Raw genomic sequence first — 26,177 nt, forward strand, 5'->3', positions numbered from 1 at the left:
GATCGCAGGAGGGTCAGGAGCGGTGGACGCCCATCATCGCGGTCAGACCGCCATCGACGGGCAACACGGTCCCGGTGATGTAGCCCGCGCCCGCGCCCATCAGGAAGGTCGCCAGCGCCGCGACCTCCTCCGGCTTCGCGAAGCGGCCGGCGGGGATCTGGCGCTCCATGCCGGCGCGGTGGGCGGCGTAAGGCGCGAGCATCGCCGTGTCGATGAAGCCGGGGGCGATCACGTTCACCGTCACGCCGCGCTTGGCGGTCTCGATGGCGAGAGTCCGGCAATAGGCGATCAGCGCGCCCTTGGTGGCGGCGTAGGCCGCGTTGCCGGCATTGGCGCGGAGCGCCGCCACCGAGCCGATGGCGACGATCCTGCCGGAGCGGGCGCGGGTCATGCCCCGGACGAGGGACTTCGCGAGGCGGGTGAGGGAGAAGAAGTTCACCTGCATCGCCGCCTCGGCCTTGTCCTGGTCGAGCATGGCGGCGAGGCCGTCGCTCGACTGGCCGGCATTGTGAATGAGCCCGTGATAGCCGATCTCCTCGGCGGTCTCGCAGAAGGCGTCGAGGGCCGCGCGGTCCGCGAGGTCGAGGGCGTGGGCGCGGATACCGAGGCCGGGATGGGCCTCGTTCAGCTCGGAAGCCAGGGCCGAGGCCGCCTCGCCCGAGGCGCGATAGGTGAAGTCGACGGCGTAGCCCGCCCCCGCGAGCGCACGCACGATGGCCGCGCCGAGCCCGCTGCCGCCCCCGGTGACGAGGACGCGCTTGTTGTCCTGCCCCTCGCTCATGCCGGCTCCGCCGCGAGCACGAGGCAGGTGTTCTGGCCGCCGAAGCCGAAGGAGTTCGACAGGACGGTGCGCACGGTCAGGTCCCGCGCTTCGCCCACGATGTCGAGGCCCAGCGCCGGGTCCGGGTTGCGGTAGTTGATCGTCGGCGGGATCCGCCCGTGGCGGATCGAGAGCAGCGAGGCCGCCGCCTCGATCGCCCCGGCGGCGGTCAGGGTGTGGCCGATCATCGACTTGTTCGAGGTGACGGGCAGGGTCGCGGCGCGCTCGCCGAACACGGCGGCGATGCCCATCGCCTCCATCCGGTCGTTCTCCGGCGTCGAGGTGCCGTGGGCGTTCACCGTGTCGATGGCCTCCGGCGCGAGGCCGGCATCGTCGAGGCTCGCGCGGATCGCGGCGAGGATCGGCGCGCCGTCCGGGCTGGAGCGGGTGCGGTGGAAGCCGTCGCCCTTCTCGCCGCAGCCGAGCACGTAGCCGAGGATCGTCGCGCCCCGCGCGACGGCGGCGGCGGCATCCTCCAGCACCAGGGCGGCGGCGCCCTCGCCCATCACGAAGCCGTCCCGGTCCTTGGAGAAGGGGCGGGAGGCCTCCTCGGGCACGTCGTTGCGGGTCGAGAGGGCCGAGAGCAGCGAGAAGCGGATCAGCGATTCGGGATTCACCGAGCCGTCCGTGCCGATGCACAGGGCGGCTGTCGCCTCGCCCCGGCGGATCGCCTCGACGCCGAGCTGGATCGCGGTGGCGCCGGAGGAGCAGGCGGTGGAAAGGGAGATCGGCGAGCCGCGGGTGCCGAACCGCTCGGCGATCCGGTCGGCCACGGTGCCGAACAGGAACAGGTCGTGCCACGCATCGAACCGGCCGGTGGCAACCGCGCGGAGCAGGCCCGCGTAATCGACCGCCTCGGCGCCGCCGGCGGCCTCCGCGATGGCGCGGCGCTGCGGCCATTCCATCTCGACGGGCGGCACGGCGATGAACAGCGGCCCGGGGAAATCGCCCTTCGGGCCGAGGCTCGCCTGCTCCAGCGCCTCCTCGGCCGCCACGGCGGCGAAGCGCTCCGACAGGAGCGGGGCCACAAGCGGATCGGTGTCGAGGAAGTCGACGGTGCCGGCGATCCGCGTGCGCAGCCCTTCCGTGGGGAAGCGGGCGATCTCGCGGATCCCGGAGCGGCCCTCGGTGAGGGCGGCCCAGGTGTCGGCCTGGCCCCGGCCGAGGGAGGAAACGAGGCCGAGGCCCGTCACCGCGATGAGCGGCCGGCCCCTGGCGTCGCGATAGGCGCGTGCGGTCATGGGAGCGTCCTGTACGGGATTTTTCGGCTCCGCACAGCCGGGTGGAACGAAAAGGGGCTCAGCGCTTCTGATCCTCGGCCAGCCGGCGTTCCATGTATTGCCGGAGCACGGCGTTCATGCGGCTCTGGTAGCCCTTGCCGCCGCGCTTGAAGAAGGCGACCACGTCACCGTCGAAGCTGGCGTGAACGGAGACCTTGGCGGGCGGGAGGCCGACGAACGCGTCGGCCCATTCGCCGTCCGCAACCGTCGCCGGGTTGTCGCGATCCGCGTCCGCGATGCGCTCGACCTCGTCCTCCGGAATCGCGCGCAGGCGCGCCCAATCCGTCCGGTCCCGCGTTGGTTCAGGTCGCTTGCCGGTGGCCATGGTACACTTGCCTTTCCTTCCGGTTCGCACGGCGCGCCGAGATGATCCTCTGCTTACCATCCCTGGGCGTGAAGGTGATGTTGAGGACGACATCGTTGACTTCGACGAGGGCGTTGTAGCGCGCCTCGCCGTAGTCGAACCTCCTGTCCTCGCGGGTCAGGAGGAAGCGGCCGTCGAAGACCGCGTCGAGGCCGGCGAAGTCGATGCCGCGCAGGTCGAGGTTGGCATCGCTCTTCCGGTCATCCCACGTGGTGTGCTCACCCTCACCCACGTTCCGGTCTCCGTGAGACCTAGGCTCGCTCGCCCTCGGCTGCCTACGGCGCGTCGGCCAGCCGCAGCACCGTCTGCAGCAGGACGTCGGCGCCGGCCGCGCAATGCTCTTGCGTGGCCGATTCGGATTCGTTGTGGCTCACCCCGTCCTTGCACGGCACGAAGATCATCGTGGACGGCACCTTGGTTGCCAGGTTGCAGGCGTCGTGGCCCGCGCCGGAGACGATCCGGCGGCGGGACAGGCCGAGCCCTTCCGCCGCCGCGTCCACCGCCGCGACGAGGCGGGGATCGAACGGCACCGGCTCCTTGCGCCAGATCCGCTCCAGCACGATCGACAGGCGACGCCGCTCGCCGATCTCGGCCGCCGCCTCGCGCAATTCCTTCTCCACCGCGTCGAGGGTCTCCGCGCGGGGATCGCGGGTGTCGACGGTGAAGGCCACGCGGCCCGGCACGACGTTGCGCGAGGGCGCGAGGATGGTGGTCTCGCCGATGGTCGCCACCGCGCTCGGCCCGTGGGCCAGGGCGATGCGCTCCGCCGCGAGGGCGAATTCCGACAGGCCAAGCAGGGCGTCCCGGCGGCGGGGCATCGGCGTCGTGCCGGCATGGCTCTCGAAGCCCTCCACCGTGCCGTCGAACCACGCGATGCCCTGGCCGCCTTCCACGACGCCGATGGTCTTGCCCTCGGCCTCCAGGATCGGCCCCTGCTCGATATGCAGTTCCACGAAGGCTCCGATGGTGCGCTCGCCCACGCTCTCGCCGCCGCGATAGCCGATCGTGTCGAGGGCCTGCGCCACGGTGGTGCCGGCGGCGTCGGTCTTGGCCAGAATCTCGTCGGTGGTGAACTCGCCCGCATAGGCCGCCGAGGCCATCATCGCCGGGGCGAAGCGCGAGCCCTCCTCGTTGGTCCAGTTCACGAGCATCAGCGGCGCCCGCGTCTCGATTCCCGCATCGGCCAGGGTGCGCATCACCTCCAGGCCGGCGAGAACGCCGAGCACCCCGTCGAACTTGCCCCCGGTCGGCTGCGTATCGAGGTGGGAGCCGAAGGCGATGGGCGGCAGGCTCATGTCCTTGCCGGGGCGCACCGCGTATTGCGTGCCCAGCGCATCGACGCCCACCGTCAGGCCCGCCGCCTCGCAGGCCTCGCGGAACCAGTCCCGCACCGCGCCGTCCTCGGCGGAGAGGGTCAGCCGGTTAATGCCGCCCTTGGGCGTTCCCCCGAATCGCGCCGTCTCATGGATCGTCGCCCACAGGCGCGAGCCATCGGAGCGCAGGTTGTGGGTGCTGCTGGGGCTGCTCTCGCTCATTCCGGGTCCTCGTGATCGGGGCGGCGGAAGCATGACGGCAAGCGGGCGCCGTGTCAGCCCTGCGATGCCTGCATGGCCGGAAGAATGACTGCGTTTCTCCGTGAGAATTCCAGCTGAGAAATTGCAACGCGGCTCAGCCAGACACGGACGGGCAACATGGCGGGCGCATGATGCCCATCAGTCGCGCTTCCCCCCTCGCGCGGCTGACGGGGCGGACCCACTCATACCCTACCCGGGTTGGGTCCGCCCTCGTCGCGTCAGCGCCGGAACGGTATGCGGTGAGCCCCAGAGCCGCCTCCGTTCCGGTGCTTTCGTGCGCCCGGCTCAGTGCCAGAACGGCTTCACGTCGAGCAGGTCGGTGCGCGCGTCCGCCGCCTTGTCGAGGAGGTCCTTCACCCGCTTCTCGTCCACCTCCGGCATGGCCGGGCCGTCCTCGCTCGCGATGTCGAGGGGCAGGGTGCGGGCGGTCTCGATGTCGTTGAGCGCGCCGAGATGGTCCTGCAGGTCGGAGAGCGCGTCCCCGAACGCCTTCTGGCGCTTCTGGGCCTTGGATTTGGGGAACAGCCCCGCGAAGAACTCGGCGCCGTAGCGCAGCTTCTTGGCCGAGATGCGCGCCCGGTGGCGGGTGTGGGCGTCGAGGTGGCGCAGGCCCTTCCCGCGCTTCTTCACGCGGCGGCGTGCCTTGTCGAGGATGCCGGCGGCGAAGTGCCGTCCATCCTGCCGCGCCGCATCCTGCTCGCTCCACGGGCCCGCCTCGACCCAGCCGGCGATGTCGAGGAGGAGGCCGCGCCATTGCGGGCTCGTCAGGATCTCCTGCACGGCGGCATAGGCGTGCTCGCGGGCCTCGTCCGCGCCCCGTCCGATCTCGGCCATGCCGGGATGGTCGGGGTTGTGCTCGGCGAGCACGGGCAGCGTGTCGTGGATGAACACGTCGAGGTTGCGGGCGTGGCCGAAGGGCTCGGTCACGCGCTTGATCTCGTCAGCGAGGGCCGCCGCCTTGGGGTCATTCTCGAACAAGGGCGCGAACAGCGACAGGGCCGAGCGCAGCCGCCGCAGGGCGACCCGCATCTGGTGCAGGGCGCTCGGGTCGCGGGGGCCCTGGAGGAAGGCGGTCTCGTTGATGCGCAGGTGGCGCAGGCACGCACGGGCGACGGTGCGGAACACCGTGCCGGCGTCGTCCTCGGGGTCCAGGGCGATCGCCTCCGCCTTGGCCGGGGCAGGCACCTCGCGGTCGAGGGCGGCGAAGCCCCGCGCGCTCTTCGAGAGCACGCCGAGGCGCAGCGGCACGGTCTCGGTGAGCGTCTGGGCGAAGGCGAAGAGGTCGGCCACCCGCCCGCGTTCCAGTTCGAGTTCCAGCTCGCACAGGAGGGCGTCGCCGGAGGCGGTCTCGATGCGCCCGTCGTCGAGGGTGACGGCGATGCGCGATTCGCCGAACTCCACCGAATGGACCCGGCGCATGATGACGGAGGTGAAGAGCGGTTCGAGGGCGGCGCCCGCCTTCTCCAGCACCGGCTCGGCGGCGGTGCCGGCCCAGGCGGAGGGCTCCGGCGCGTCGCCCGGCACGTCGCTCTCCCATTCCGCCCGGTCGAACAGGCCGATCTGGTCCGCGCCTGCCTTCACCGTCTGGATATGGCGGCCCTCCGTGCTGCGGATCCGCAGGGTGAGGCCCTCGTCCCGGAGCGCCCTGTCGGGCGTGTCGTAGTAGCGGGTGCGGAGCAGCTTCGGCTCGGTCGCCGCGACGTCCTTCAGCTGGGGATGGCTGCTCAGGGCCGTGAGATCGGGGCCGTCGCATTCGAGCTTCAGCTCGACCTCGCGCGGTTCCTCCGTCCCTTCCTGCGCATCGCTCATGTATCACCCACCTCGAAATTGCGTGCCGGCCCAGCGAGGGACCGCTCTACCACGTCCTGCGGAGTGCGTCCGCAAGGCTCATCCTCCTACGCTTGACGCGTTGAAGCGATCCGCTGTTATCGGCGGGCTTCGCGACACTCCCATGAAGTCCCGTGTTCAGGCCAAAAATCATTTTGTCACACTAAATCGCTTGCAATTCAATTGCACAACCTAGTATCGCCATCGGCAAACTGCGCCTGCCCGTTCGCTCCGTCCGATGGAGCGGGACTCCTTCGCGGCGGTTATGCGGTCGTCCCGTCACTCGAGCCCTCCCCGTGACTGCCTTGAAGACCCTCCTCGTCGGCGTCATCGGCCATGTCGATCATGGCAAGACCGCCCTCGTGCGCGCGCTCACGGGCGTGGAGACGGACCGGCTGAAGGAGGAACAGGCCCGGGGCGTGTCGATCGTGCCGGGCTTCGCCCTGCTCGCCGGCGAGGCGGGGGAGATCGACCTCGTGGACCTGCCGGGGCACGAGCGGTTCGTGCGCGCCATGGTCTCGGGCGCGACGGGCATGCGGGCGGTGCTGCTGGCGGTGGATGCCAACGAGGGCATCAAGCCCCAGACCGTCGAGCATCTGGAGATCGCCCGGCTGATCGGCGTGCGCCGGGGCGTGCTGGTGCTGACCAAGGCCGACCTCGCCACCCCGGAGACGATCCGCGCGCGATCCGCCGAGATCGCCGCCGCCGCCGCGCGGGCCGGGCTCGACACGGGGCCGGTCATCGCCACCTCGACCCTCACCGGCATCGGCATCCCCGCCCTCTCGACGGCGCTGCTCGGCTTGCTGGCCGAGGCCAACGGCGGCACCGACGACGGCTTCCCCTACCTGCCGGTGGACCGGGTCTTCACCCGCGCGGGCTTCGGCACGGTGGTCACGGGCACCCTGCGCCGGGGCAAGCTGGCGGTGGGCGACACGATCGAGATCGCCCCCGGCGGGCGCCGCGCCGTGGTGCGCGGGCTTCAGATCCATGGGCGCCCGGTGGAGGCGGCCGAGCCCGGCCGCCGCACGGCGGTGGCGCTGCGTGGCGTCGGCCTCGACGAGATCGCGCGGGGCCAGGCGCTCAGCCTGCCCGACCTGCTGGTCCCCACCCGCTGGCTCGACGTGGCCGTCACCGCTGCCGCGAGCGCGGAGGCTGCCCTGCCGAGCGGCCTCGCCTGCCGCCTGCTGTTCGGCACCACCGAGGTCGAGGCGCGGCTGCGGCTCCTCGACCGGCAGAGCCTCGAACCGGGGCAGACGGCGCAAGGCCAGCTCCACCTCGCGGAGGAGGTGGCGGTGCCGGCGCGGGAGCCCTTCGTCCTGCGCCTCGATTCCCCCGCCGCCACCGTGGCGGGCGGGCGCATCCTCGATCCGGCGAGCCGCCGCCGCCGCCGCAACGATCCGCGCGTCACCGCCGACCTCGCGGCCATCGCCGCCGGCCGCCCGGCCGAGGCGCTGACCGTGCGGCTGGGTCAGGCCGGGGCGCTGGGCGCGCCGCTGGCGGAACTCGCCCGCCTCGCCGGTACCACCCCGGAGCGCGTCCGGCGCCTCCTCACCGCCGCGGGCGCGCGGGAGATCGCGGAACGGTTCGTCGGGGCACCGGCCTTCGCGGCGCTGCGATCCGGGACGATGGGAACGCTGGCGCAGTTCCATCGGGAGCGCCCGATGGATCACGGCGCCGCCCTGGATCAGGTGGCCCGCTCCCTCGCCCTGCCGGAATCGGTGACGGGCGCGGTGCTGCGCGATCTCGCGGGCGCGGGAGAGGTGACGCAGGTCGGCACTCTGTGGCGCCGGGCGGATTTCGACCCCGCCCGCAACGAGACCGAGACGGTGCGCCGGCTGGAGCAATCGTTCCGCAAGGCCGGGCTGAGCCCGCCCGACGAGGCCGAGGCCATCGGGCGCGACATCCGCCGCCGGGACGCGCTGAATTATCTGATCGGCTCGGGCACGATCATCCGCGCGGTCGATCGGGTGCAGCGTCGGGCGGTGCTGTTCCACCGGGAGGCGGTGGCGAGCGCCCGGTCGCGCCTCCTCGACGCCTTCCCCGCTGCCGCCGACGCCGAGACCGGCTTCCTCGCCCGCGAGGCGGGGGCGGCGCTCGGCATCTCGCGCAAATTCTCGATTCCGCTCCTGGAGCACCTCGACGCCACGGGCTTCACCCGCCGCGCCGGGGACAAGCGGATCATCGTCTCCCTCGAAAAGAACGCGCCTCAGAAATCGCTGCCCGGCCAGTCGTCCCGGCTCGGCTCGTAGCAGGTGTAGCCGATCAGGCAGGCGGCGGTGTCGCGCGTCGGCCGAAAGGCCCGGCGGGCGATCTCGGTCGGCTCGCAGAACGAGCGGTCGCGGACGAACCGGTCATAGGTCTGGCCCCCCGTGCCCAGCACGATGGCCCCCTGCGCGGCCACGAGCCGCGAGGCCTGGGCGCAACTCATCGCGGTGGTGGAGGGGCGCCCCTGAGCCAGGGCGGGCGAGGCCGCCAGCAGGGCGGCGGACAGGGCAAGCAACCGCTTCGGCAAGGGAGCCTCCATGATGCCGGTTCAAGCCGGTACGCGGAGGCGCGGTTCCTGGGGCGGTGGGCTCAGGCCCGGCGCGCCTTGTCGCGGCAGGCGCCGCAATCGCCCTCGACTTCGAGGATGCTGTGGGCGGGGGTGAAGCCCGCGCGCTTGAGGGTCTTGCCGAGGCCGCTCTCCACCTCCGGCGAGGTCGTCTCGTCGATGCCGCCGCAGGTCCGGCAGATCAGGAACACCACGTTCTCGCTCGCGCCGTGGGCATGGGCGCAGGGCACGAAGGCGTTGCGGCTGGCGATGCGGTGGACGAGGCCGAGTTCCATCAGGAAATCGAGGGCGCGGTAGACCGAGACCGGCGCCACCCGCCGTCCCGGCCGGCTCAGGCGCTCGGCGATGTCGTAGGCGCCGGGGGGCTTCTCGCTCGCCACCACCGCGTCCAGCACCTCCCGCCGCAGGGCGGTGAACTGCACCGCGCGCTCCCGGCACAGCTCCTCCGCCCGGGCGAGGATCGCCGCCGGCTCGGCCCTGCAGGCATGGCCGTTGGCGTGATCGTGGGCGTGATCGTGGGAATGTCCGGCGGCTGACACGATGGCGGCTCCCGAAAGGGCGACCGGCGTTGGCGGCCGGGCGGCGCCGGTTGTGCGGCGGCTTTGTTACAGTGTATCACTTCCGGCCGGGACCGTACCAGGGGCCGCCGCACCGCATGCCCCGTCCCGATCCGTCCTTCAAGAAGCCTGCTCCCGTGCCGCGCCGCCCGTCCGCCCCCCTCCGCCCGACGCTGTACCGCAGCGGGCTCGCCCCGCGCCTCGGCCTCGCGGCGGGTCTCGCCGGCCTGGTCTGGGTGGCCATCGCCTGGGCGCTCGCCGCGTGAGCGCGCCCGCGCCGATCCGGCTGCACGGGCTGACGCTCGGCTACGACAGGCATCCGGCCGTCCACCATCTCGACGGGACGATCCGGGCCGGCGACCTCCTGGCGCTGGCCGGGCCGAACGGGGCCGGCAAGTCGACCCTGCTGAAGGGCCTGACCGGCGAGATCCCGGTCCTCGACGGCCGGATCGAGCGGCCGGACGACATCGCCTACCTGCCCCAGGCCGACGCCATCGACCGCAGCTTCCCCGTGAGCGTCATGGACCTCGCCGCCATGGGCCTGTGGCGCCGCCTGGGTCCGTGGCGCTCCCTGCGCCGCGCGGCCCCCGCCCTGCGCGACGCGCTGGAGGTGGTGGGCCTCTCCGGCTTCGAGGCGCGGCCCATCGGCACCCTCTCGGGCGGCCAGTTCCGCCGGGCGCTGTTCGCCCGCCTGATCCTGCAGGATTGCCGGACGATCCTCCTCGACGAGCCCTTCACGGGCATCGACGCGCGGACCACCGACGATCTCCTGGCGCTCGTCCGCCGCTGGCACGGCGAGGGCCGCACCGTGGTGGCGGCCCTGCACGACTTCGCGCAGATCCGCACCCATTTCCCCACGACGCTGCTGCTCGCCCGCGAACCGGTGGCTTGGGGCCCGACCGCGCGGGTGATGACGGCGGACAACCTTGCCCGTGCCCGGTCGCTCTCGGAAGCCTGGGACGAGGATGCGGCCATCTGCGACGGCACCCGCCACGCCGCCCCGCCGCGCGAGGCGCGCGCGCATGCCCATGCGCATGACCACGGCCAAGATCATGGCCAAGCCCACGGCCAAGACCACGGCCAAGCCCACGGCCATGAGGATGCCGCGTGATCGACCCCTTCGCGCCGTTCGTCGAATTCGGCTTCATGCGCCGGGCGCTCGCGGGGTGCCTCGCCCTGTCGGTCTCGGCGCCGCCGGTCGGCGTGTTCCTCATGCTCCGGCGCATGAGCCTGATGAGCGACGCCATGGCCCACGCGATCCTGCCCGGCGCGGCGGCGGGGTTCGTGGTGGCGGGCCTGTCCCTGCCGGCGATGACGATCGGCGGTCTCGTGGCGGGTCTCGCGGTGGCCCTGCTGGCGGGCGCCGTCACCCGCACGACGGTCCTGCGCGAGGATGCGAGCCTCGCCGCGTTCTACCTGATCTCCCTCGCGGGCGGGGTGCTGCTCGTGTCCCTGCGCGGGTCGCAGGTAGACCTGATGCACTTCCTGTTCGGCTCGGTCCTCGCCCTGGACGATCCGGCGCTCCTGCTCCTCGGGGGCATCTGCACCCTGACGCTTGCGACGCTGGCGCTGATCTACCGGCCGCTGGTGATGGAATGCGTGGACCCGCTCTACCTGCGCAGCGTCGGCCGGGCGGGCGGGCCGGTGCATTTCGCCTTCCTCGGCCTCGTGGTGGTGAACCTCGTCGGCGGCTTCCAGGCGCTCGGCACCCTGCTCGCCGTGGGGCTGATGCTGCTGCCGGCCGTCGCCGCGCGGTTCTGGGCGCGGGAACTCGGCGCCACCATGGCGGCCTCCGTGGTCCTCGCCGTGCTCGCGAGTTTCGCCGGCCTCAGCCTGTCCTACCGGTTCGACCTGCCGACCGGCCCGGCCATCGTGCTGTCGGCCGGAACGCTCTACCTCGTCTCCATGCTGGCCGGGCCGCAGGGCGGGCTGCTGCGCCGCCTCCTGCGGCCCCGGCACCTCGAAGCCTGAGGCGGCCCTACTCGTCCGCCAGGGCGGCGAGCCCCTCGCGATAGGTCGGGTAGGCGAGGCTGACCCCGAGTTCCTCGCGGATCAGCCGGTTCCGCACCCGCTTGTTCTCGCCGTAGAAGCTGCGCGCCATGGGCGAGAGGTCGGCGGTCTCGAAATCCACCTCGGGCGGCGGCGGCAGGCCCGCCAGCGTCGCGGCATGCTCGATCACCACCTGCGGCGGCGTCGGCTCGTCGTCGGTGACGTTGTAGATCGCCCCGTTGCGCGGCCGGTCGAGGGAGGCGAGCAGCGTGGTGGCGATGTCGTCCACATGGATGCGGTTGAAGACCTGACCCTTCTTCACGATCCGCTGGGAGCGCCCCTCGCGCACCTTCACGATGGGGTTGCGGCCCGGCCCGTAGATCCCCGACAGCCGGAACACCTGAACCGCCTTGCCCGTGCGCGCGCCGAGGGCGAGCCACGCCTCCTCCGCCACGAGGCGGGAGCGGGTGCGCCCGCTGCGGGCGGCGGGCGGGGTGGTCTCGTCGATCCAGGCGCCGCCCTGGTCGCCGTAGACGCCGATGGTGGAGAGGTAGCCGATCCAGCCGATGCGGCTTCCCGCGATGGCCTCAGCGTAATGCGGCAGGATTGGATCGCCCTCGGCATCCGGCGGGACCGAGACGAGAAGCGCGTCGCTGTCCGCGAGATCGGCCGCGATGTGGGGATCGGCCGCCTTCGGCCCGAAGGCCCGCATGGTGAAGCCGGTCTCGGCGGCGATGCGCCGTGCCGCCTCGTCCTCGGTGACGGTGCCCCGGATCGTACTGACGCGGCCTCGCGCCGCCTCGGCGAAGCGGCGGCCGGTGAAACCGAGCCCGAAGACGAAGAGATTCATGGGCCGGGTGTCCGGGAGGCAGGGGCCTCCGTCAAGCCGGGCCGGCGACTATTCCGCCACCGCCTGCGTCACCTGCACGGGGCCGGCGTCGCGCAGGATCGATTCGGCCGCCGCCGCCGCGAGGAGGGCATAGCCCCGGTCGGCCATGTGCAGGCCGTCGGACGCGAAGAGCTGCTTCGACGTCACCTTCCCGTCGCGGACCCAGCCATGCATCAGGTCGGCCCGGCGGATCACCGGCACGTCCAGCTCGGCGCCGATGTCGCGCACGGCGTCACGGAAGCGGTTGGCGCCCGGCGTCGATTCGAGCTTCGGGCACCATTGCGGCTCCATCAGCACCACGTCGATCCCGGCGTCGCGGATCCGGCGCAGGCCCTCCAGGGTCGCCACGCGGAAATGATCGAGGGAGACGCCGCGCAGCGGGTCGTTGCTGCCGGTCTGCCAGATGACCAGTTGCGGCTCGGGGCCGATCACGTCGCGGTCGAGGCGGGCGAGCATGTCGTCCACATGCTCGCCGCCGATGCCCCGGTTGATCACCGTGACCTCGACGCCGTGAAGCTTGGTGCGAAGGTCGGTCTGAAGGCGGGCGGGATAGGCGTTGGCCGGGCTCGACGCGCCGATGCCTTCCGTCGAGGACGAGCCGAAGGCGATGATGCGGAGCGGGGCGCCGATGGCAAGTTGCCGCGCCACATGCGGCAGGTCCGGCGTCTCGTGCATGTCGATGCCCAGGAGATCGAGGGATTCCGGGAGCAGGTCCGCGTAGGCCAGGACGGCGGTGGGGATGACGAGCAACCCGGCGGCCAATGCGACACGCCTGAACCAGCGGTGGGCGAGGTCGCGGACGGGGCTTGCGGAGGATGGCGTCGACACGGGCACCGTTGGGTTCGGCGAGCGGCTACAATGGATACATTGTGCAGGATCACCGCGGAAGGATCGGTTCCGGAAACGCGGTGAAAGCGAACTGAATTCGTAACTCATTGTAAACGAATTCGTCGCCCGACACAAAGCGGATCCTGGCTTATCCTCGTGGCCGGATCGGGGCGCTCCCCCTTCGAAAAGCCCCCATCCGGTGGGGATGGGGGCGGCCGTGCTCAGTCGTTCTTGCGCTTCACGATCGCCAGGGTATTCGGATCGAGCTTGAGATCCACCTTCTTGCCGGCCGAATCGATGGCGTCGTCCACCTCGATCATGCCGTCATCGAGCTCGATTTCGCCCCACTTGGTGAATCCTTCCTGGCGGAGCATCGTCTCGACCTTGGCCTGCTGGTCGGCCGGCAGCGGCGTGTCGGCATAGGCGGCTGGCGCGAGCGTCAGGGCGAAGGCGAGGGCGGCGAGGCTGGGGGCGAGACGCATGGCGGGCTCCGTTTCTGGTTTATGACAGAGGCCGAACCGCCTGGACCGACGCTGGTTCCAGACGGCCGACCCGCTTGAGCCGGCTCCGGTTTTCCCGCACAGGTGCGACACCCGGTCGCGGGTCGTTTTCACCGGAGCCCGGCCACGATGGTCACGCGCGTCGCCACCGTCGCCTTCGAGGGGATCGAGGCGCGCGCCGTCGATGTCCAGGTGCAGATCCTCCCCGGCTCGGTGCATTTCTCCGTCGTCGGGCTCGCGGACAAGGCGGTGGCCGAATCGCGGGAGCGGGTGCGCGGGGCGCTCATCGCCTCGGGCCTCGCCCTGCCGGCCAAGCGGATCACCGTGAACCTCGCCCCGGCCGACCTGCCGAAGGAGGGTTCGCATTACGACCTGCCCATCGCGCTCGGCGTCATGGCCGCCATCGGGGCGATCCCGGCGGATGCGCTGGCGGGCTATTGCGTCCTCGGCGAACTCGCCCTGGACGGGACGCTCTCCCCCGTCAGCGGCGTGCTGCCGGCGGCGCTCGCCGCCGCCGAGCGCGGCCTCGGCCTGATCTGCCCCGCCGCGACGGGGCCGGAGGCCGCCTGGGCCGGGGGCGACCTCGACGTCCTGGCGCCGCGCTCGCTCATCCAGCTCGCCAACCACTTCAAGGGCAGCCAGGTGATGGCCCGCCCCGTGCCGGCCCTGGCGGCGGCGGACGAGGCCCTGCCCGACCTCGCCGACATCAAGGGCCAGGAGGGCGCCAAGCGCGCCCTGGAGATCGCGGCGGCCGGGGGCCACAACCTGCTGTTCAACGGGCCACCGGGGGCGGGCAAGTCGATGCTCGCCGCGCGGCTGCCCTCGATCCTGCCGCCGCTGGGCCCCCGCGAACTGCTCGACATCGCCATGGTGCGCTCGGTGGCGGGGGGCCTGAAGGGCGGCGCCCTGTCGAACCGGCGGCCGTTCCGCCAGCCGCACCATTCCGCCTCCATGGCGGCCCTCGTCGGGGGCGGCCACGGCGTCCGGCCGGGGGAGGTGTCCCTCGCCCATGGCGGGGTGCTGTTCCTCGACGAGTTGCCGGAATTCAGCCCGCAGGTGCTCGATTCCCTGCGCCAGCCCCTGGAGACGGGCACCGTGATGATCGCGCGGGCGAACCACCGCGTGACCTACCCGGCCCGGTTCCAGCTTGTGGCGGCGATGAATCCCTGCCGGTGCGGGCACGGGCTCGATCCCGGGTATGCCTGCCGCAAGGGCCCGAACGAGCGCTGCATGGCGCAGTATCAGGCCCGCCTCTCCGGCCCGCTCCTCGACCGGATCGACCTGCGCATCGAGGTGCCGGCGGTTTCGGCGGCGGATCTGATCCTACCCGCGCCCGCCGAGGGGTCGGCCGAGGCGGCATCCCGCGTCGCTGCCGCCCGCGCCCGGCAGACGGCGCGCTACGCGGAGCACGGCCTGCCGCCGGAGACGACGAACGCGACCTGTCCGGCCAAGGTGATCGAGGCGGTGGCGAGCCCGGACGCGCAGGGTACGGCGCTCATCCGGCAGGCGGCCGAGACGATGCGCCTCTCGGCCCGCAGCTTCCACCGGGTGCTGCGGGTCGCGCGCACCCTCGCCGATCTCGACGGCGAGGGGCAGGTGCGGCGGCTGCACCTCGCGGAGGCGCTGTCTTACCGGGGGAGGAGCGAGGGAACGGCGTGAGGGGCCGGCTTACTCCGCCGGGGCGGCATCCTCGGCGCCGGCCTTCTCGGCCGGCGGCTCGGCACTTGCCACGGCCTTGCGCTCCAGCATCGGCTGAAGCCGCTCGGCGAGCTGCTTGTCGAGATGCTTGGCGTAGGCGCCCTTGAAATAGCGCTCGCCGGTCTTGGCGCCGAACAGGCGGTCATGCGCCTGGATCATCGCCGCGACCTCGGGCCGGCACAGGAAGCCGGTGACGGACGCAGCCTCGTACCAATGGCCGGCGCGGGCCTCGCGGATCGCCTTCGGGTTCGACATCACCGTCTCGGCGAAGCAATCGGTCGCGGCCTGCCGCAGGGGCGACATCACCGATTCGGCCTCGGCGCGGTCGGGCGCCTTCACGGCCCGCTGCGGGCGGGCCTCCGCGCCCGTCACGGCGGTGAGAACGGCGAGCGTGGCGAGGATCGGGAACTTCATGCGGGGCGGCCTCGTCGGGTGTCCGAACCGGGTGTCAGATTCCCCCCGGATTGCGTCGGGAACAGGGCCGGGGCGCGGTCCCGCCGTGACGGAGGGCGCAAGAAACGCGCCGCCTCAGCCGCGCTTCTCGGCGCTCCAGCGGCCCCGGCATTCGAGGGAGCCGGAGGCGACCCAGGTGCCCTGGCCGAACCCGTTGGCACCGAGCCGGCCGACGACCATCGCGGTGGAGAGGCCGGAGGAGATCGAGCCCCGAAGCGCCCCGTTGCGGGCAACCTGCCCGTTCACGGTGAAGGCGGTGCCTATGAACCGGGCTTGCCCGTTCTCGATGCGTACCGGGTAGCGGTAGGCCCGGTCGCAGGCGCCGGATTCGGTGATGATCTCGACGCTCCATGTCCCGTCGTAGCGGGGCGGCGCGGCGAGGGCCGGGACGGAACAGACGAGGGCTGTCGCCAGAAGAATCGAACGGATCATGGGATCGACCGGGTCACACTCAGCGTGGAGCAGAGCGAAGTCCGCGCCGGATCGCCTCGTCCAGAAGCGCCAGAAGGTCGCACCCCATGAACAGGAAGGCATGGACGCCCGCCGCCTTCAGGGGCGCCTCCAAGTCGGCCGGGCGCCCGGCGAGGTAGATCGTCCCGGCGCCGGCCGCCGCCAGCGCCTCGGCGGCCTCCACCGCCTTCTCGGCATAGACCGCATCCGACGAGCACAGGCAGACGAGGGACGCGCCCGACGCCTTGTAGGCCTCGACCAGGGAGGCGGTGTCCGCGAAACCCTCGTTCGACAGGGCCTCGATGCCGCCCGCCGCGAAGGCGTTGGCGGCGAAGGTTGCGCGGGTGTTGAAGGCCGCGAGGGGCCCGAGATTGGCGAGGAACACGCTCGGCCGGCGCCCGGCCTTGGCCAGCGCCGCGTCGGAAGCGTCGCGCAGGGTCTCGAACGGCTCCGCGAGGCGCTGCGAGGGCAGGGGATCGCAGGCCACCGCCGCGCCGGCCCCGAAATTCGCGGGCTTGCCCGGCGCGACCGGGGGCACGTCGAGGACGGCGACCGGCTTCTCGGCGAGGTTCGGGAACTCGGTGGCGCCGGTCAGCGGCATCCGCCGCGTGGCGATCGCCTTGGTGCGGGCCTCGCGCACGGCCTCGATCCGGCGCTGGATCTTGCCCACGCTGAGGGAGGCGACGATGCCGCCCTCGCCCTCGATGGCGCGGAAGGCGTCCCAGGCGGCTTCCGCGATCTGGTCGGTCAGGGCCTCGAACCCGCCCGCGCCCGCCGCCGGATCGCTGACTCGGCCGAGATGCGATTCCTCCAGGAGGACGATCTGGCTGTTGCGGCCGACGCGCCGGGCGAAGGCGTCCGGCAGGCCGAGCGCCTGGGTGTAGGGCAGCACGCAGACGGCGTCGGCCCCGCCCATCCCGGCGGCGGCGGCGGCCATGCCGGTGCGCAGGATGTTGGTGAAGGGGTCGCGCTTGGTCATCATGCGCCACGCCGTCTCGGCGTGGATGCGCAGGGGCTTGGGATCGAGGCCGCAGGCCTGCTCCACCCGCGCCCAGAGCCGGCGCATGGCGCGGAACTTCGCCAGCGTCACGAACTCGTCGGCATCGGCCACGAGGAGCACGGCGATCCGGTCGCGGGCCGTGTCGAGGTCGTGGCCGGCGGCTTCGAGGGCCCGCAGATAGGCAAGCGCGGTGGCGAGCACCGCGCCGAGTTCGGCGGCCTCGCCTGCCCCGGCCTCGTGATAGGGGCGCCCGTCCGCCAGGAAGGCGCGGCCGGTGAAGCCGGCCTCGTGCAGTTCGGAGACGGCGGCGGCGAGTTGGGGGGCGATGTCCTTCCACCCGGCGCCGAGGCTGCCGGTGGCGGCCAGCACGCCCACGGGGTCGATGCCGAGGTCGAGATCGTAGGAGGACAGGTCCTCGCCCCGCGCGGCGGCGAGGTCGCGGACCCAGCGGGCGGCGTCGAGGCCGCGCCCGCCCGCGTCGAGGCGCAGGCTCACGATGGGCAGCATCACGCCCGCGAGCGCCGCGTCGAGCCCGGCGGCGTCGGTCACGGTCAGGCCGTAGCCGCGCGCGCCCGGCGCTCCGGCGAAGGCGAGGACGAGGGCGTCCGCGCCGCCTTCGAGGTCCGTCATCACCTGACGGGCGGCGGCGGCGGGATCGGGATGGTCGACGCGCTGGGCGATCTTCCAGGGGCCCGGCGCCCGCACCGGCTGCGCGGTCGCCTCGGCGGCGCCGTAGAGCGGCTCGATGCGCAGCCCGTCGGCGGTCTTGGAGACGAGCTTCTTCTCGAAATCCGCGCCCTTCAGCGCGGACTCGACCAGGGAGAGCCACCGCTTGCGGTCGGCCGGCTCGAAAAGATCGGCGAGCGGTTTGTCTTCCATCGGTTCGGCCGAGCCCCCCTCAAGGCGCCCCGAACCGGCATTCGGCCGGTGGGGAGCGCGTCGCAGCGTGGTTGCCGCGGTTCAGGCGCCGCGGTCTCCGCGCTGCGTGACACGAGAACCCGTTCCGATGCAATTCCCCTCCTGGCCGCTCCCGTCTCAGCCCAGGATGATGAGCCCCGCGAGGCCCAGCGCGCCGACGATGATGCGCCACCACGCGAACAGCCGGAACCCGTGCCGCGACACGTAATCGAGCAGCACCCGCACGACGAACAGGGCCGAGATGAAGGAGACGACGAAGCCGATCACGATCAGCCCGACATCGTTGCTCGACAGGTTCTTGTAATTGTCGAACAGGTCCTTCGCGAAGGCTCCGGCCATGGTCGGCATCGCGAGGTAGAACGAGAATTCGGTGGCGGAACGCTTGTCCGCGCCCATCAGCATCGCGCCGACGATGGTGGCGCCCGAGCGCGACACGCCGGGGATCATCGCGAGGCACTGGAAGATGCCGATCTTGAAGTCCATCGGCAGGGTGAAGTCGTAGACGTCGGTCTTCTTCACCTCCAGGTCGGTGTCGTCGATGACGAGGAGGACGAGGCCGCCGGCCACCAGGGTCGCGCAGACGATCCACGGGTTGAACAGGTAGGCCTTGATCAGCTTCGAGAAGAGGCCGCCGATGATCGCCGCCGGGAGGAAGGCGATGAGGATGCCGAGGATGAAGCGGCGCGCCTGCGGGTTGTGCGGCGCGGCGGTGGCGATGTTCAGGAGCCGGCGGAAATACACCGCCAGGATCGCCAGGATGGCGCCGAGCTGGATCAGCACCTCGAAGGTGTTGTTCGGCGAGTGGAAGCCGATGAAGTGCCCGACGAGCAACTGATGGCCGGTGGACGAGACGGGGATGAACTCCGTCGCGCCTTCCACGAGGCCGAGCAGAATTGCCTTCCCGATGCTGATCGGATCCATGCCTGTCCTCGCGCCTTCCGGCGCACGCACGAGGCGCCGCCCACACCCCTGTCCGCCCGGTGGCATCACCGATCGCGGTTGACGGGCGGTTACCGTGCTTGGCGGCGCGTGTTAAGGGGGCGGCAAGAAACCGGCAATAACGCTCGGATCGAGGCCCTGCCGCCGGGGCGGACGGCGCGAGAGGGAGCCTCACTGCGGCTTCGATGGCGAACCTCTATCATTTCCCCTTCTGCGCGAATTCCCGCTTCGTCCGGCTGGTCATGGCCGAGATGGGCCTGGAACCGCTTCTCATCGAGGAGCGCAGCTGGGACCGGCGCGACGAATTCCTGCTGATCAACCCGGCCGGCACCACGCCCGTCCTGCTGGAGCAATCGGGCACGGTCGTCCCCGGCGCGGGCGTCATCGCGGAATATCTCGATGAGACCAGGGGCCTGGGCCTCAGCGGGCGCCGCCTCCTGCCGGAGGACCCCACCGGCCGCGTCGAGGTGCGCCGCCTGCTCGACTGGTTCCTCGTGAAGTTCGAGGGCGAGGTCACGGGCTATCTCGTGGCCGAGAAGATCGCCAAGCGCTTCATGACCACGAGCCAGGGCGGCGGCCCGCCGGACATGAACGCCATCCGCGCCGCCCGCACCAACGTGCGCTACCACTTGAAATACATCGGCTATCTCATCGCCCGGCGGCGCTGGCTCGCGGGCGACGACCTGTCCTATGCCGACCTCGCGGCGGCCGCCCATCTCTCCTGCGTCGACTATCTCGGCGACGTGCCGTGGGAAGAGGATGAGATGGCCCGCAACTGGTATGCGCGGGTGAAGTCGCGGCCCTCCTTCCGCGCCATCCTCGCCGACCGGGTCGCCGGCATGCCGCCGGCCGCCCATTACGCGGATCTCGATTTCTGAGCGACAAGCGGTTCTTCCACGGCGAACGGTTGCGCCGGCTGGTCGAGGACAGGGCCCGCCACCTGGGCTTCTGCGGCCTGCGCATCACCCGGCCCGACCGCGTCCCCCATCTGCCCGAACGCCTCGCGCACTGGCTCGCCGAGGGCGCCCACGGCTCCATGGATTGGATGGAGGAGCGCGCGGACCAGCGCGCCCGCCCCGTCGCCCTCTGGCCGGGGGTGCGCAGCATCCTCGTGGTCGCCATGAGCTACCGGCCGGAGGAGGATCCCCTGGCGCTCGTCGCCCGGCGCGGGCACGGCGCCATCGCGGCCTACGCCCAGCGGCGCGATTATCACGAAGTGTTGAAGGGCAAGCTGAAGGAGCTGGGCGGCTACCTGTCGGCCAAGGCCGATGCGCGGGTGAAGGTCTTCTGCGACACCGCCCCCGTGATGGAGAAGGCGCTCGCCGAGGCGGCGGGGCTCGGCTGGCAGGGCAAGCACACGGTGCTGATCTCCCGCGAGGCCGGCAACTGGCTCCTCCTCGGGGCGATCTACACCAGCGCCGAATTCGAACCCGACGTGCCGGGCGTCGACCGGTGCGGATCCTGCCGGGCCTGCCTCGACATCTGCCCCACCGACGCCCTGCCCGAGCCCTACCGCCTCGATGCGCGGCGCTGCATCTCCTACCTCACCATCGAGCACCAGGGGCCGATCCCGGCCGCGTTCCGCGTCGCCATCGGCAACCGGGTGTTCGGCTGCGACGATTGCCTCGCGGTCTGCCCCTGGAACAAGTTCGCCAAGCAGGCCGCCGAGACGCGCCTGTCCGCCCGCGACGACCTCGCCGCGCCGGACCTGCGCGTCCTCGCCGCCCTCGACGAGGCCGGCTTCCGCGCCTTCTTCGCCGGAACGCCCGTGAAGCGCACGGGGCGCGACCGCTTCCTGCGCAACGTCCTCATCGCGGTGGGCAATTCGGACGAGCCCGGCCTCGCGCCGAGTGCCGTCGCGCGCCTCGCGGACGCCTCGCCGCTGGTGCGCGGCATGGCGGTCTGGGCGTGCGGCCGGCTGCTGGACGCCGACGCCCTGCGCGACCTCCACCGCCGCTTCGGGGCGGACGAGGCGGACGGGCATGTCCGCGAGGAATGGGCCTTCGCCCTCACCGCTGGACGCGAGGGGAAAAGCTCCCCATCTGCGCCGCATCACGAGACAGGAGCGCAGACGTGAGCCACGACGAGCGGGGCGGCATGCCCAGCATGCACGCCACCACGATCCTGATGGTGCGGAAGGGCGGTCGCGTCGTCATCGGCGGCGACGGGCAGGTGAGCCTCGGCCAGACGATCGTGAAGGGCAATGCCCGCAAGGTGCGCAAGCTCGCCAAGGGGGCGGTGATCGGCGGCTTCGCCGGGGCGACGGCCGACGCCTTCACCCTGTTCGAGCGGCTGGAAGCCAAGCTGGAGCAGTATCCCGGCCAGCTCACCCGCGCCTGCGTGGAGCTGACGAAGGATTGGCGGACCGACCGCTACCTGCGCCGCCTGGAGGCGATGATGCTGGTGGCCGACCGCGAGGTCAGCCTGCTGCTGTCGGGCTCCGGCGACGTGCTGGAGCCGGAGAGCGGCGTGATGGCGATCGGCTCTGGCGGCAATTATGCCCTCGCCGCCGCGCGGGCGCTCGAGGACAGCGCGCTGGATGCCGAGGCGATCGTCCGCAAGGCGATGGGCATCGCGGCGGAGATCTGCGTCTACACCAACGGCAACCTCGTCATCGAGGCGCTGGACGAGGCGACGCGGTAGCCCCGCGCCGGACGGTTCAGGCGACGGCGCGCGACCAGCGGATGTCGCCGAGCCCTTCGCGGAAGGCAAAGCGCAGGAGATGGTCCGAGACCACGTTCTCCAGGCGGGTGAGGTTCACCGGGTCGGCGCTCTCGATGCGCATCACGAGGGCGTCGGGCTCGGCGTTCAGGGTGCAGACGCGGTCCGCGCCGAAGGGCACCTTGCCCTGGTCGGCGGTGGCCTCGACGTCGAACTTGTGGCTCCAGTGGCGGCAGAGCTGCTGCAGGTAGCGGCTAGCTTCGGTGGTCTGCACGCGGGCCAGTGAAGAGGGCATCGGATGACTCCGGATCGGTGGCGCTCGACGGTTTGTCTCGCAACTGCGAAACGCCCGACGGCGAGAAGCAAGGGGCGGGCCTTTTCCCGTGGATCGTGGCCGCGTCCTCACCAGAAGGTCCAATCGACGCCTTAGCAGCAGGTTAACGCCAAGGTTCGATTGCGGCGGGTGTGTCCGCCGCGTCCCGGTTCTCTGCCGTCAGGGGAGCCGAATTATGGCGCGGCGCACAAAAGTCGACCCGTTCTACGCAGTCGCGTCCGCCGGCGGCACGACCTTGCCGGGGTTCAGCAGGCCCTTCGGATCGAGGGCCGCCTTGATGTCCCGCATCAGGTCCAGGGCGACGGGCGGGGCGTAGCGGGCGAGTTCGTCGCGCTTGATGAGCCCGACTCCGTGCTCGGCCGCGATGGAGCCGCCGAGTTCGTGCACGATGTCGTGAACGATCCGGTTGAAGCGGGTCCAGTGGTCGAGGAACGCGGCCTTGTCCATGCCCACCGGCTGGCTCAGGTTGAAGTGGATGTTGCCGTCGCCGAAATGGCCGAAGCCGCAGGGGCGCAGGCCCGGCATGGCGGCGATGCAGGCGGCGTCGGCCCGTTCCAGGAACTCGGGCAGGCGGGCGAGGGGCACCGACACGTCGTGCTTGATCGAGCCGCCCTCGCGGGTCTGGGCCTCCGGCACGGCCTCGCGCAGGTCCCACAGGGCGTTCGCCTGCACCCCGCCCCACGCGATGGCGGCATCGCCGATCATCCCCGCCTCCAAGGCCGCGCCGAGGGCCGATTCGAGGTCCTGCCGCGCCTCGGAGCCCGGCCGGCAGGACGAGAACTCGACGAGGGCGTAGGCGCCGTGATCCCCGGAGAGCGGGCGCACCGTGCCCTTCCCGTGCCGCAGGGCGAGGTCGAGGGCGAAGGGCGGCAGGTATTCGAAGGCGGTGAGGTCGCGGTCGGCCCGGTCGCGCAGGAACACGAACAGGTCGAGGGCGGCCTGCGCCGAATCGAGGCCCACGAAGGCGACCCCCGTGGAGCGCGGCTTCGGGAACAGCCGCAGGGCGACGGCGGTGACGATGCCGAGGGTGCCCTCCGAGCCGATGAAGAGCTGCTTCAGGTCGTAGCCCGCGTTGTCCTTGCGCAGGGCCTTCAGCCCGTTCCAGATCCGCCCGTCCGCCAGCACGACTTCGAGGCCGAGGGTCAGTTCGCGGGCATTGCCGTAGGCCAGCACGTTGAGCCCGCCCGCATTGGTGGCGATGCCCCCGCCGATCCGCGCCGAGCCGCGCGAGGCGTAGGTGAGGGGGAACAGCATCCCCGCCGCGTCGGCCGCCGCCTGCACGGTCTCGAGGATCGCGCCGGCCTCCACGATGAGCGTCGCGCCGATGGGATCGACCGCCCGCACGGCCGTCAGCCGTTCCAGGGAGATCACCACGCCGCCCTGCGGCACGCCCCCGCCGGTGAGGCCGGTATTGCCGCCGAGCGCCACGACGGGCACCCCCGCCCCGTCGCAGAGGCGCACGGAGGCCGCGACCTCCTCCGTCGAGCCCGGCCGGAGCACGGCGGGCGTCGTGCCGTGGAAGAGGCCGCGCCGCTCGCTGAGATAGGGCGCCAGCAGGTCGGGATCGGTCAGGACGTGGCGGTCGCCGAGGGCACCGCGCAGGGCGTCGAGGAGAGGGGAGGGGGCGGGCTCGGACATCGCATGAATTTTGCGCTCCACGGCCCGCTCAGCAAGCCCGGCCGGATGGCGGCCCGTGGCGGATGGCTTACAACGAGGCTCGCGCCCGGCAGCCTTCCTGCCGCAGGCGACGCGAAGACCTGAGGATCCCGATGCTCTCCGTCATCCAGAATCCGCCCCGGACCACCCTGCCCATCGTCGGCAGCCAGGATTTCTTCCCGGTACGGCGGGTCTATTGCGTCGGTCGCAACTACGCCGCCCATGCCCGCGAGATGGGCGCCGACCCGGATCGCGAGCCGCCGTTCTTCTTCATGAAGCCGTCCGACGCCCTGCAGGTGGTCGGCGCGGAGCCGGCCCCGCATCCCTACCCGTCCAAGACCAGCAACTACCATTTCGAGGTGGAGATGGTGGCCGCGCTCTCTGGGGGCGGCACCGACATCCCGGTCGAGGCGGCCCTCGATCTCGTCTACGGCTACGCGGTCGGCCTCGACATGACCCGCCGCGACTTGCAGGACGAGGCTAAGAAGATGTCCCGCCCCTGGGACACGGGCAAGGCGGCCGATTCCTCCGCGCCCATCGGCGCGCTCCATCCGGTCTCCCTGATCGGGCACCCGACCAGGGGCGCGATCACCCTCTCCGTCGATGGCACGGTGAAGCAGAAGGGCGACCTCGGCGATCTGATCTGGTCCGTTGCCGAGCAGATCGCGTACCTGTCGAGCTACTTCGCCCTTCAGCCCGGCGACCTGATCTTCACCGGCACGCCCTCCGGCGTCGGCCCGGTGGAGCGCGGGCAGCGCATGCTGGCGGCCGTCGAGGGCCTGGGCGCGATCACCCTGGACGTCGTGTGACGAAGCGGCTGATCCTCGACCGCCCGGCCCTCCGCCGGCTGTTCTTCTTCGGCGCCCTCGCCACGCGGGGCGTCACCCTCGGCGTGCGCGGGATCGCGCGGGACGGGGAGGGGCGCGTGTTTCTCGTGCGCCACACCTATCTCAGCGGCTGGCACCTGCCGGGCGGCGGCGTCGAGCGCGGCGAGACCGCCGAAGAGGCGATGGTGCGGGAATTCCGCGAGGAGGGGGAACTCCGCACCGAGGGGCCGCTGCGGCTCCTCGGGCTGTTCCACAACAACGCGGGCTCCGCCCTGGATCACGTCGCGCTCTACGAGGCGCCGGCCTTCACCGTGCTGCGCCCGAAGGCGCCGGATCGGGAGATCGCCGAGGGCGGCTTTTTCTCCGCCGACGCCCTGCCCGAGGGCACGAGCCGGGGCACCCTGGCCCGCCTGCGGGAGTTCCGGGAGGGCCTTTCTCCAGCTTTGCGATGGTGAGGTGGAAAACGGGCTTGCGTCGCCCGTCGGAATGGTGTTTAGAGAGCGCCGCCGGGGGCCGCCGGCACGGACTTCCGGGGCGGCCAACAGCACAGTGAGCGGGTGTAGCTCAGGGGTAGAGCACAACCTTGCCAAGGTTGGGGTCGAGGGTTCGAATCCCTTCGCCCGCTCCAGTTTTCCCAACCATACGACCGGACTAACGATAAGCCGCCTTCGGGCGGCTTCGTCGTTTCTGGGTGTCTTCAACCGTGCCTTGCTTGCAGTGGCCGGGGGACGGTCAGAACGTCCGCGCCATGGCAAGGCTCGACGATCCCGATGGCAGTGCAGCGGCCGCGACCCGGATGGATTTCGAGGTCAAGATCGCCAGGAACCTCGACTTCGGCGTCTGGTACGTTTCCGAGTCAGCGATCCCGGGTCTGAACGCCGAGGCAGCGACGTTCGACGAACTGGTGGAGATCATCACCGATCTCGTGCCCGATCTCGTGGCGGCCAACCACCTCGAGTCCGATGTCCCGGCGGGGCGTGGCATTCCGGTGCGCATCGCGCACCTCGTCCACGCCAAACTGGCCTCTGCCTGCTGAAGCGCGCCCGTGGGCGGCAACCTCTATCCGGCGCTCGTGTCTGCCGAAGGCAGTCTGAGGGGCGGTGGCCCCTCACACCCGCGCGGCGGCCCCGTCCAGCGCCGCGCGGATGCGGGGGAGGGCGGTGCGGGCCGCGTGGTAGCCGAGGGCGATGCCGTCGGCGGCGCGGTGGAAGTCGAACAGGCCGAAGGCCGCCACGTCCGGGCCGATGGCCACGTCCGGCGGGTCGCGCTCCAGGCGGGCGCGGGAGATGCGGTCCTGCGTGATGTTGAAGGCGTCGAGGACGACGCTGGCGATGCCCGGCAGCGGCGCGGCCTCCGGCGGCGTGCGGGCAAAGCCCGGCAGGCGTCCGCGCACGGCGTGTAGCAGGCCCCGGCGCGGCGTGGGTGCCGTCACCTCGCGGACCACCGGCCCGCCCGTGTCGCCGTTGAGGTTCACGCAGACGACGACGTCCGCCCCCAGGGCCCGCGCCAGCGCCACGGGCACCGGGTTGACGAGGGTGCCGTCCATGAAGAACCGCCCGGCGATGTCCACCGGGGGGAACAGGCCTGGAATCGCGTAGGAAGCCCGCACCGCCTCGACCAGCGGCCCCTCGGTGAGGGCGACCTCCGCGCCGGTGCCGAACTCCGTGGCGACGCAGCCGAAAGCGATCCGCAGGGTCTCGATCCGGCTGTCGCCGAGATCCGTCAGAAGGCGCCGCCGCAGGCGGTTGCCCGCGATGAGGCCGGAGCCCGGCAGGCGCGGGTCCACGAGGCGCACGACGCGGCCCCGCGTCAGGGAGCGGGCGAAGGATTCGAGCCGGTCGAGCCGCCCCGCCGCGTAGCAGGCGCCGACCACGGCGCCGATGGAGCAGCCGGCGACGACGGTGGGCGCGAGGCCCGCCTCCTCCAGGGCGCGGATGACGCCGATATGCGCCCAGCCCCGGGCCGAGCCGCCGCCGAGCGCAAGGCCGAGGCGCGGACCGGTCTCGGCGGCGCGCACCGGCTCGACGGCGCCGGGCGGGAAGACGGGCTTGGCCACGGGCTT

At 71.9% G+C, this 26,177-nt stretch carries 29 protein-coding genes and 1 tRNA gene; 12 read left to right on the plus strand and 18 right to left on the minus strand.

The features are described 5' to 3' along the window. Positions 1-13: 13 nt before the first annotated feature. The 6 genes from ACXJ1Y_RS19285 to ACXJ1Y_RS19310 form a co-directional block, all read right to left on the minus strand. Positions 14-781 carry an SDR family NAD(P)-dependent oxidoreductase gene (locus ACXJ1Y_RS19285; protein WP_463847720.1) on the minus strand — a complete coding sequence of 256 codons (768 nt, stop codon included), beginning with the start codon at positions 779-781 and terminating at the stop codon, positions 14-16. Beyond that, positions 778-2,061 (minus strand): beta-ketoacyl-ACP synthase, encoded by a 1,284-nt coding sequence (locus ACXJ1Y_RS19290; protein WP_463847721.1) that lies wholly within the window; start codon positions 2,059-2,061, stop codon positions 778-780. Before ACXJ1Y_RS19290 ends, ACXJ1Y_RS19285 begins: the two co-directional genes overlap by 4 nt. Positions 2,062-2,119: 58 nt before the next feature. Continuing rightward, positions 2,120-2,425 carry a BrnA antitoxin family protein gene (locus ACXJ1Y_RS19295; RefSeq protein WP_463847722.1) on the minus strand — a complete coding sequence of 102 codons (306 nt, stop codon included), beginning with the start codon at positions 2,423-2,425 and terminating at the stop codon, positions 2,120-2,122. Beyond that, positions 2,403-2,696, minus strand: a complete 294-nt coding sequence (locus ACXJ1Y_RS19300; RefSeq protein WP_463847723.1) for a BrnT family toxin — start codon at positions 2,694-2,696, stop codon at positions 2,403-2,405. The genes ACXJ1Y_RS19295 and ACXJ1Y_RS19300 overlap by 23 nt, the downstream gene beginning before the upstream one ends. A gap of 43 nt (positions 2,697-2,739) precedes the next feature. Then, positions 2,740-3,999 (minus strand): Zn-dependent hydrolase, encoded by a 1,260-nt coding sequence (locus ACXJ1Y_RS19305; RefSeq protein WP_463847724.1) that lies wholly within the window; start codon positions 3,997-3,999, stop codon positions 2,740-2,742. Between the two features lie 324 nt (positions 4,000-4,323). Then, positions 4,324-5,847, minus strand: a complete 1,524-nt coding sequence (locus ACXJ1Y_RS19310; protein WP_463847725.1) for a CYTH and CHAD domain-containing protein — start codon at positions 5,845-5,847, stop codon at positions 4,324-4,326. A 314-nt stretch (positions 5,848-6,161) separates the two neighbouring features. Here ACXJ1Y_RS19310 and selB point away from each other — a divergent pair, with 314 nt between their 5' ends. Continuing rightward, positions 6,162-8,114: a selenocysteine-specific translation elongation factor gene (selB, locus tag ACXJ1Y_RS19315; RefSeq protein WP_463847726.1), complete on the plus strand. Its 1,953-nt coding sequence runs from the start codon at positions 6,162-6,164 to the stop codon at positions 8,112-8,114. Here selB and ACXJ1Y_RS19320 read toward each other — a convergent pair. Together ACXJ1Y_RS19320 and ACXJ1Y_RS19325 are read right to left on the minus strand one after the other, a co-directional pair. After that, complete coding sequence (locus ACXJ1Y_RS19320; RefSeq protein WP_463847727.1) at positions 8,072-8,389, minus strand: hypothetical protein; 318 nt, start codon at positions 8,387-8,389, stop codon at positions 8,072-8,074. The two genes, selB and ACXJ1Y_RS19320, sit on opposite strands and share 43 nt — an antisense overlap. A gap of 50 nt (positions 8,390-8,439) precedes the next feature. Continuing rightward, the gene (locus tag ACXJ1Y_RS19325; protein WP_463847728.1) at positions 8,440-8,955 is read right to left on the minus strand and encodes a Fur family transcriptional regulator; all 516 of its coding nucleotides are present in this window, start codon (positions 8,953-8,955) and stop codon (positions 8,440-8,442) included. Between the two features lie 116 nt (positions 8,956-9,071). On the opposite strand from ACXJ1Y_RS19325, the gene ACXJ1Y_RS19330 reads away from it, so the two are divergent. Genes ACXJ1Y_RS19330 through ACXJ1Y_RS19340 form a run of 3 tightly spaced genes read left to right on the plus strand, consistent with a single transcriptional unit; the run spans position 9,072 to position 10,944 of the window. Further along, entirely contained in the window at positions 9,072-9,239 is a 168-nt protein-coding gene (locus ACXJ1Y_RS19330) for a hypothetical protein (protein WP_463847729.1), read from the plus strand. After that, positions 9,236-10,084: a metal ABC transporter ATP-binding protein gene (locus tag ACXJ1Y_RS19335; RefSeq protein WP_463847730.1), complete on the plus strand. Its 849-nt coding sequence runs from the start codon at positions 9,236-9,238 to the stop codon at positions 10,082-10,084. Before ACXJ1Y_RS19330 ends, ACXJ1Y_RS19335 begins: the two co-directional genes overlap by 4 nt. Positions 10,085-10,119: 35 nt before the next feature. Next, positions 10,120-10,944 carry a metal ABC transporter permease gene (locus ACXJ1Y_RS19340; RefSeq protein WP_463850175.1) on the plus strand — a complete coding sequence of 275 codons (825 nt, stop codon included), beginning with the start codon at positions 10,120-10,122 and terminating at the stop codon, positions 10,942-10,944. Between the two features lie 7 nt (positions 10,945-10,951). Here ACXJ1Y_RS19340 and ACXJ1Y_RS19345 read toward each other — a convergent pair whose 3' ends face one another. The 3 genes from ACXJ1Y_RS19345 to ACXJ1Y_RS19355 form a co-directional block, all read right to left on the minus strand. Next, the gene (locus tag ACXJ1Y_RS19345; RefSeq protein ID WP_463847731.1) at positions 10,952-11,812 is read right to left on the minus strand and encodes an SDR family oxidoreductase; all 861 of its coding nucleotides are present in this window, start codon (positions 11,810-11,812) and stop codon (positions 10,952-10,954) included. 48 nt (positions 11,813-11,860) lie between these two features. Next, entirely contained in the window at positions 11,861-12,613 is a 753-nt protein-coding gene (locus ACXJ1Y_RS19350; RefSeq protein WP_463850176.1) for an SGNH/GDSL hydrolase family protein, read from the minus strand. Between the two features lie 287 nt (positions 12,614-12,900). Then, positions 12,901-13,161, minus strand: a complete 261-nt coding sequence (locus tag ACXJ1Y_RS19355; RefSeq protein ID WP_463847732.1) for a PepSY domain-containing protein — start codon at positions 13,159-13,161, stop codon at positions 12,901-12,903. A gap of 147 nt (positions 13,162-13,308) precedes the next feature. Here ACXJ1Y_RS19355 and ACXJ1Y_RS19360 point away from each other — a divergent pair, with 147 nt between their 5' ends. After that, the gene (locus ACXJ1Y_RS19360; protein WP_463847733.1) at positions 13,309-14,838 is read left to right on the plus strand and encodes a YifB family Mg chelatase-like AAA ATPase; all 1,530 of its coding nucleotides are present in this window, start codon (positions 13,309-13,311) and stop codon (positions 14,836-14,838) included. Between the two features lie 9 nt (positions 14,839-14,847). On the opposite strand, the gene ACXJ1Y_RS19365 is transcribed toward ACXJ1Y_RS19360, so the two are convergent. The 4 genes from ACXJ1Y_RS19365 to ACXJ1Y_RS19380 form a co-directional block, all read right to left on the minus strand. Further along, the gene (locus ACXJ1Y_RS19365) at positions 14,848-15,291 is read right to left on the minus strand and encodes a hypothetical protein (protein ID WP_463847734.1); all 444 of its coding nucleotides are present in this window, start codon (positions 15,289-15,291) and stop codon (positions 14,848-14,850) included. 114 nt (positions 15,292-15,405) lie between these two features. Then, a complete protein-coding gene (locus ACXJ1Y_RS19370) occupies positions 15,406-15,762 on the minus strand; it encodes a hypothetical protein (RefSeq protein ID WP_463847735.1) in 357 nt (118 codons plus the stop codon). A 19-nt stretch (positions 15,763-15,781) separates the two neighbouring features. Further along, positions 15,782-17,659, minus strand: a complete 1,878-nt coding sequence (locus ACXJ1Y_RS19375) for a methylmalonyl-CoA mutase family protein (protein WP_463847736.1) — start codon at positions 17,657-17,659, stop codon at positions 15,782-15,784. A 156-nt stretch (positions 17,660-17,815) separates the two neighbouring features. Then, positions 17,816-18,619, minus strand: coding sequence for an undecaprenyl-diphosphate phosphatase (locus ACXJ1Y_RS19380; RefSeq protein ID WP_463847737.1), 804 nt, complete (start codon positions 18,617-18,619; stop codon positions 17,816-17,818). 203 nt (positions 18,620-18,822) lie between these two features. Here ACXJ1Y_RS19380 and ACXJ1Y_RS19385 point away from each other — a divergent pair, with 203 nt between their 5' ends. Genes ACXJ1Y_RS19385 through hslV form a run of 3 tightly spaced genes read left to right on the plus strand, consistent with a single transcriptional unit; the run spans position 18,823 to position 21,280 of the window. Beyond that, positions 18,823-19,515, plus strand: a complete 693-nt coding sequence (locus tag ACXJ1Y_RS19385; RefSeq protein ID WP_342162638.1) for a glutathione S-transferase family protein — start codon at positions 18,823-18,825, stop codon at positions 19,513-19,515. A 29-nt stretch (positions 19,516-19,544) separates the two neighbouring features. After that, positions 19,545-20,714 carry a tRNA epoxyqueuosine(34) reductase QueG gene (queG, locus tag ACXJ1Y_RS19390; protein WP_463847738.1) on the plus strand — a complete coding sequence of 390 codons (1,170 nt, stop codon included), beginning with the start codon at positions 19,545-19,547 and terminating at the stop codon, positions 20,712-20,714. A gap of 20 nt (positions 20,715-20,734) precedes the next feature. Next, positions 20,735-21,280, plus strand: coding sequence for an ATP-dependent protease subunit HslV (hslV, locus tag ACXJ1Y_RS19395; protein WP_463850177.1), 546 nt, complete (start codon positions 20,735-20,737; stop codon positions 21,278-21,280). A 16-nt stretch (positions 21,281-21,296) separates the two neighbouring features. On the opposite strand, the gene ACXJ1Y_RS19400 is transcribed toward hslV, so the two are convergent. Continuing rightward, a complete protein-coding gene (locus ACXJ1Y_RS19400; protein WP_243958971.1) occupies positions 21,297-21,593 on the minus strand; it encodes a DUF2218 domain-containing protein in 297 nt (98 codons plus the stop codon). A 243-nt stretch (positions 21,594-21,836) separates the two neighbouring features. Further along, entirely contained in the window at positions 21,837-23,270 is a 1,434-nt protein-coding gene (locus tag ACXJ1Y_RS19405; protein WP_463847739.1) for an FAD-binding oxidoreductase, read from the minus strand. A gap of 131 nt (positions 23,271-23,401) precedes the next feature. Here ACXJ1Y_RS19405 and ACXJ1Y_RS19410 point away from each other — a divergent pair, with 131 nt between their 5' ends. The 4 genes from ACXJ1Y_RS19410 (at position 23,402) to ACXJ1Y_RS19425 (ending at position 25,151) form a co-directional block, all read left to right on the plus strand. Next, a complete protein-coding gene (locus tag ACXJ1Y_RS19410) occupies positions 23,402-24,097 on the plus strand; it encodes a fumarylacetoacetate hydrolase family protein (RefSeq protein WP_463847740.1) in 696 nt (231 codons plus the stop codon). Between the two features lie 8 nt (positions 24,098-24,105). Then, positions 24,106-24,570: an NUDIX domain-containing protein gene (locus ACXJ1Y_RS19415; protein ID WP_463850178.1), complete on the plus strand. Its 465-nt coding sequence runs from the start codon at positions 24,106-24,108 to the stop codon at positions 24,568-24,570. 98 nt (positions 24,571-24,668) lie between these two features. Continuing rightward, a tRNA-Gly gene (locus tag ACXJ1Y_RS19420) sits at positions 24,669-24,743 on the plus strand. A gap of 120 nt (positions 24,744-24,863) precedes the next feature. Then, positions 24,864-25,151: a DUF1902 domain-containing protein gene (locus tag ACXJ1Y_RS19425; RefSeq protein ID WP_463847741.1), complete on the plus strand. Its 288-nt coding sequence runs from the start codon at positions 24,864-24,866 to the stop codon at positions 25,149-25,151. Positions 25,152-25,223: 72 nt separating this feature from the next. Here ACXJ1Y_RS19425 and ACXJ1Y_RS19430 read toward each other — a convergent pair whose 3' ends face one another. Next, complete coding sequence (locus ACXJ1Y_RS19430) at positions 25,224-26,171, minus strand: patatin-like phospholipase family protein (RefSeq protein WP_463847742.1); 948 nt, start codon at positions 26,169-26,171, stop codon at positions 25,224-25,226. Between the last annotated feature and the right edge of the window lie 6 nt (positions 26,172-26,177).

The organism is Methylobacterium sp. TK26, from assembly GCF_055361565.1.

Excerpts from the sequence above, each read along its gene's own strand:
- ACXJ1Y_RS19385 (WP_342162638.1), top strand. The coding sequence starts at position 18,823 with ATGGCGAACCTCTATCATTTCCCCTTCTGCGCGAATTCCCGCTTCGTC.
- ACXJ1Y_RS19330 (WP_463847729.1), top strand. The coding sequence starts at position 9,072 with ATGCCCCGTCCCGATCCGTCCTTCAAGAAGCCTGCTCCCGTGCCGCGC.
- ACXJ1Y_RS19410 (WP_463847740.1), top strand. The coding sequence starts at position 23,402 with ATGCTCTCCGTCATCCAGAATCCGCCCCGGACCACCCTGCCCATCGTC.
- hslV (WP_463850177.1), top strand. The coding sequence starts at position 20,735 with ATGCCCAGCATGCACGCCACCACGATCCTGATGGTGCGGAAGGGCGGT.
- ACXJ1Y_RS19290 (WP_463847721.1), bottom strand. The coding sequence starts at position 2,061 with ATGACCGCACGCGCCTATCGCGACGCCAGGGGCCGGCCGCTCATCGCG.
- ACXJ1Y_RS19320 (WP_463847727.1), bottom strand. The coding sequence starts at position 8,389 with ATGGAGGCTCCCTTGCCGAAGCGGTTGCTTGCCCTGTCCGCCGCCCTG.
- ACXJ1Y_RS19365 (WP_463847734.1), bottom strand. The coding sequence starts at position 15,291 with ATGAAGTTCCCGATCCTCGCCACGCTCGCCGTTCTCACCGCCGTGACG.
- ACXJ1Y_RS19345 (WP_463847731.1), bottom strand. The coding sequence starts at position 11,812 with ATGAATCTCTTCGTCTTCGGGCTCGGTTTCACCGGCCGCCGCTTCGCC.
- ACXJ1Y_RS19380 (WP_463847737.1), bottom strand. The coding sequence starts at position 18,619 with ATGGATCCGATCAGCATCGGGAAGGCAATTCTGCTCGGCCTCGTGGAA.
- ACXJ1Y_RS19400 (WP_243958971.1), bottom strand. The coding sequence starts at position 21,593 with ATGCCCTCTTCACTGGCCCGCGTGCAGACCACCGAAGCTAGCCGCTAC.
- ACXJ1Y_RS19285 (WP_463847720.1), bottom strand. The coding sequence starts at position 781 with ATGAGCGAGGGGCAGGACAACAAGCGCGTCCTCGTCACCGGGGGCGGC.
- ACXJ1Y_RS19405 (WP_463847739.1), bottom strand. The coding sequence starts at position 23,270 with ATGTCCGAGCCCGCCCCCTCCCCTCTCCTCGACGCCCTGCGCGGTGCC.
- ACXJ1Y_RS19375 (WP_463847736.1), bottom strand. The coding sequence starts at position 17,659 with ATGGAAGACAAACCGCTCGCCGATCTTTTCGAGCCGGCCGACCGCAAG.
- ACXJ1Y_RS19355 (WP_463847732.1), bottom strand. The coding sequence starts at position 13,161 with ATGCGTCTCGCCCCCAGCCTCGCCGCCCTCGCCTTCGCCCTGACGCTC.
- ACXJ1Y_RS19360 (WP_463847733.1), top strand. The coding sequence starts at position 13,309 with ATGGTCACGCGCGTCGCCACCGTCGCCTTCGAGGGGATCGAGGCGCGC.
- ACXJ1Y_RS19305 (WP_463847724.1), bottom strand. The coding sequence starts at position 3,999 with ATGAGCGAGAGCAGCCCCAGCAGCACCCACAACCTGCGCTCCGATGGC.
- ACXJ1Y_RS19370 (WP_463847735.1), bottom strand. The coding sequence starts at position 15,762 with ATGATCCGTTCGATTCTTCTGGCGACAGCCCTCGTCTGTTCCGTCCCG.
- ACXJ1Y_RS19295 (WP_463847722.1), bottom strand. The coding sequence starts at position 2,425 with ATGGCCACCGGCAAGCGACCTGAACCAACGCGGGACCGGACGGATTGG.
- ACXJ1Y_RS19310 (WP_463847725.1), bottom strand. The coding sequence starts at position 5,847 with ATGAGCGATGCGCAGGAAGGGACGGAGGAACCGCGCGAGGTCGAGCTG.
- ACXJ1Y_RS19340 (WP_463850175.1), top strand. The coding sequence starts at position 10,120 with ATGCGCCGGGCGCTCGCGGGGTGCCTCGCCCTGTCGGTCTCGGCGCCG.
- ACXJ1Y_RS19425 (WP_463847741.1), top strand. The coding sequence starts at position 24,864 with ATGGCAAGGCTCGACGATCCCGATGGCAGTGCAGCGGCCGCGACCCGG.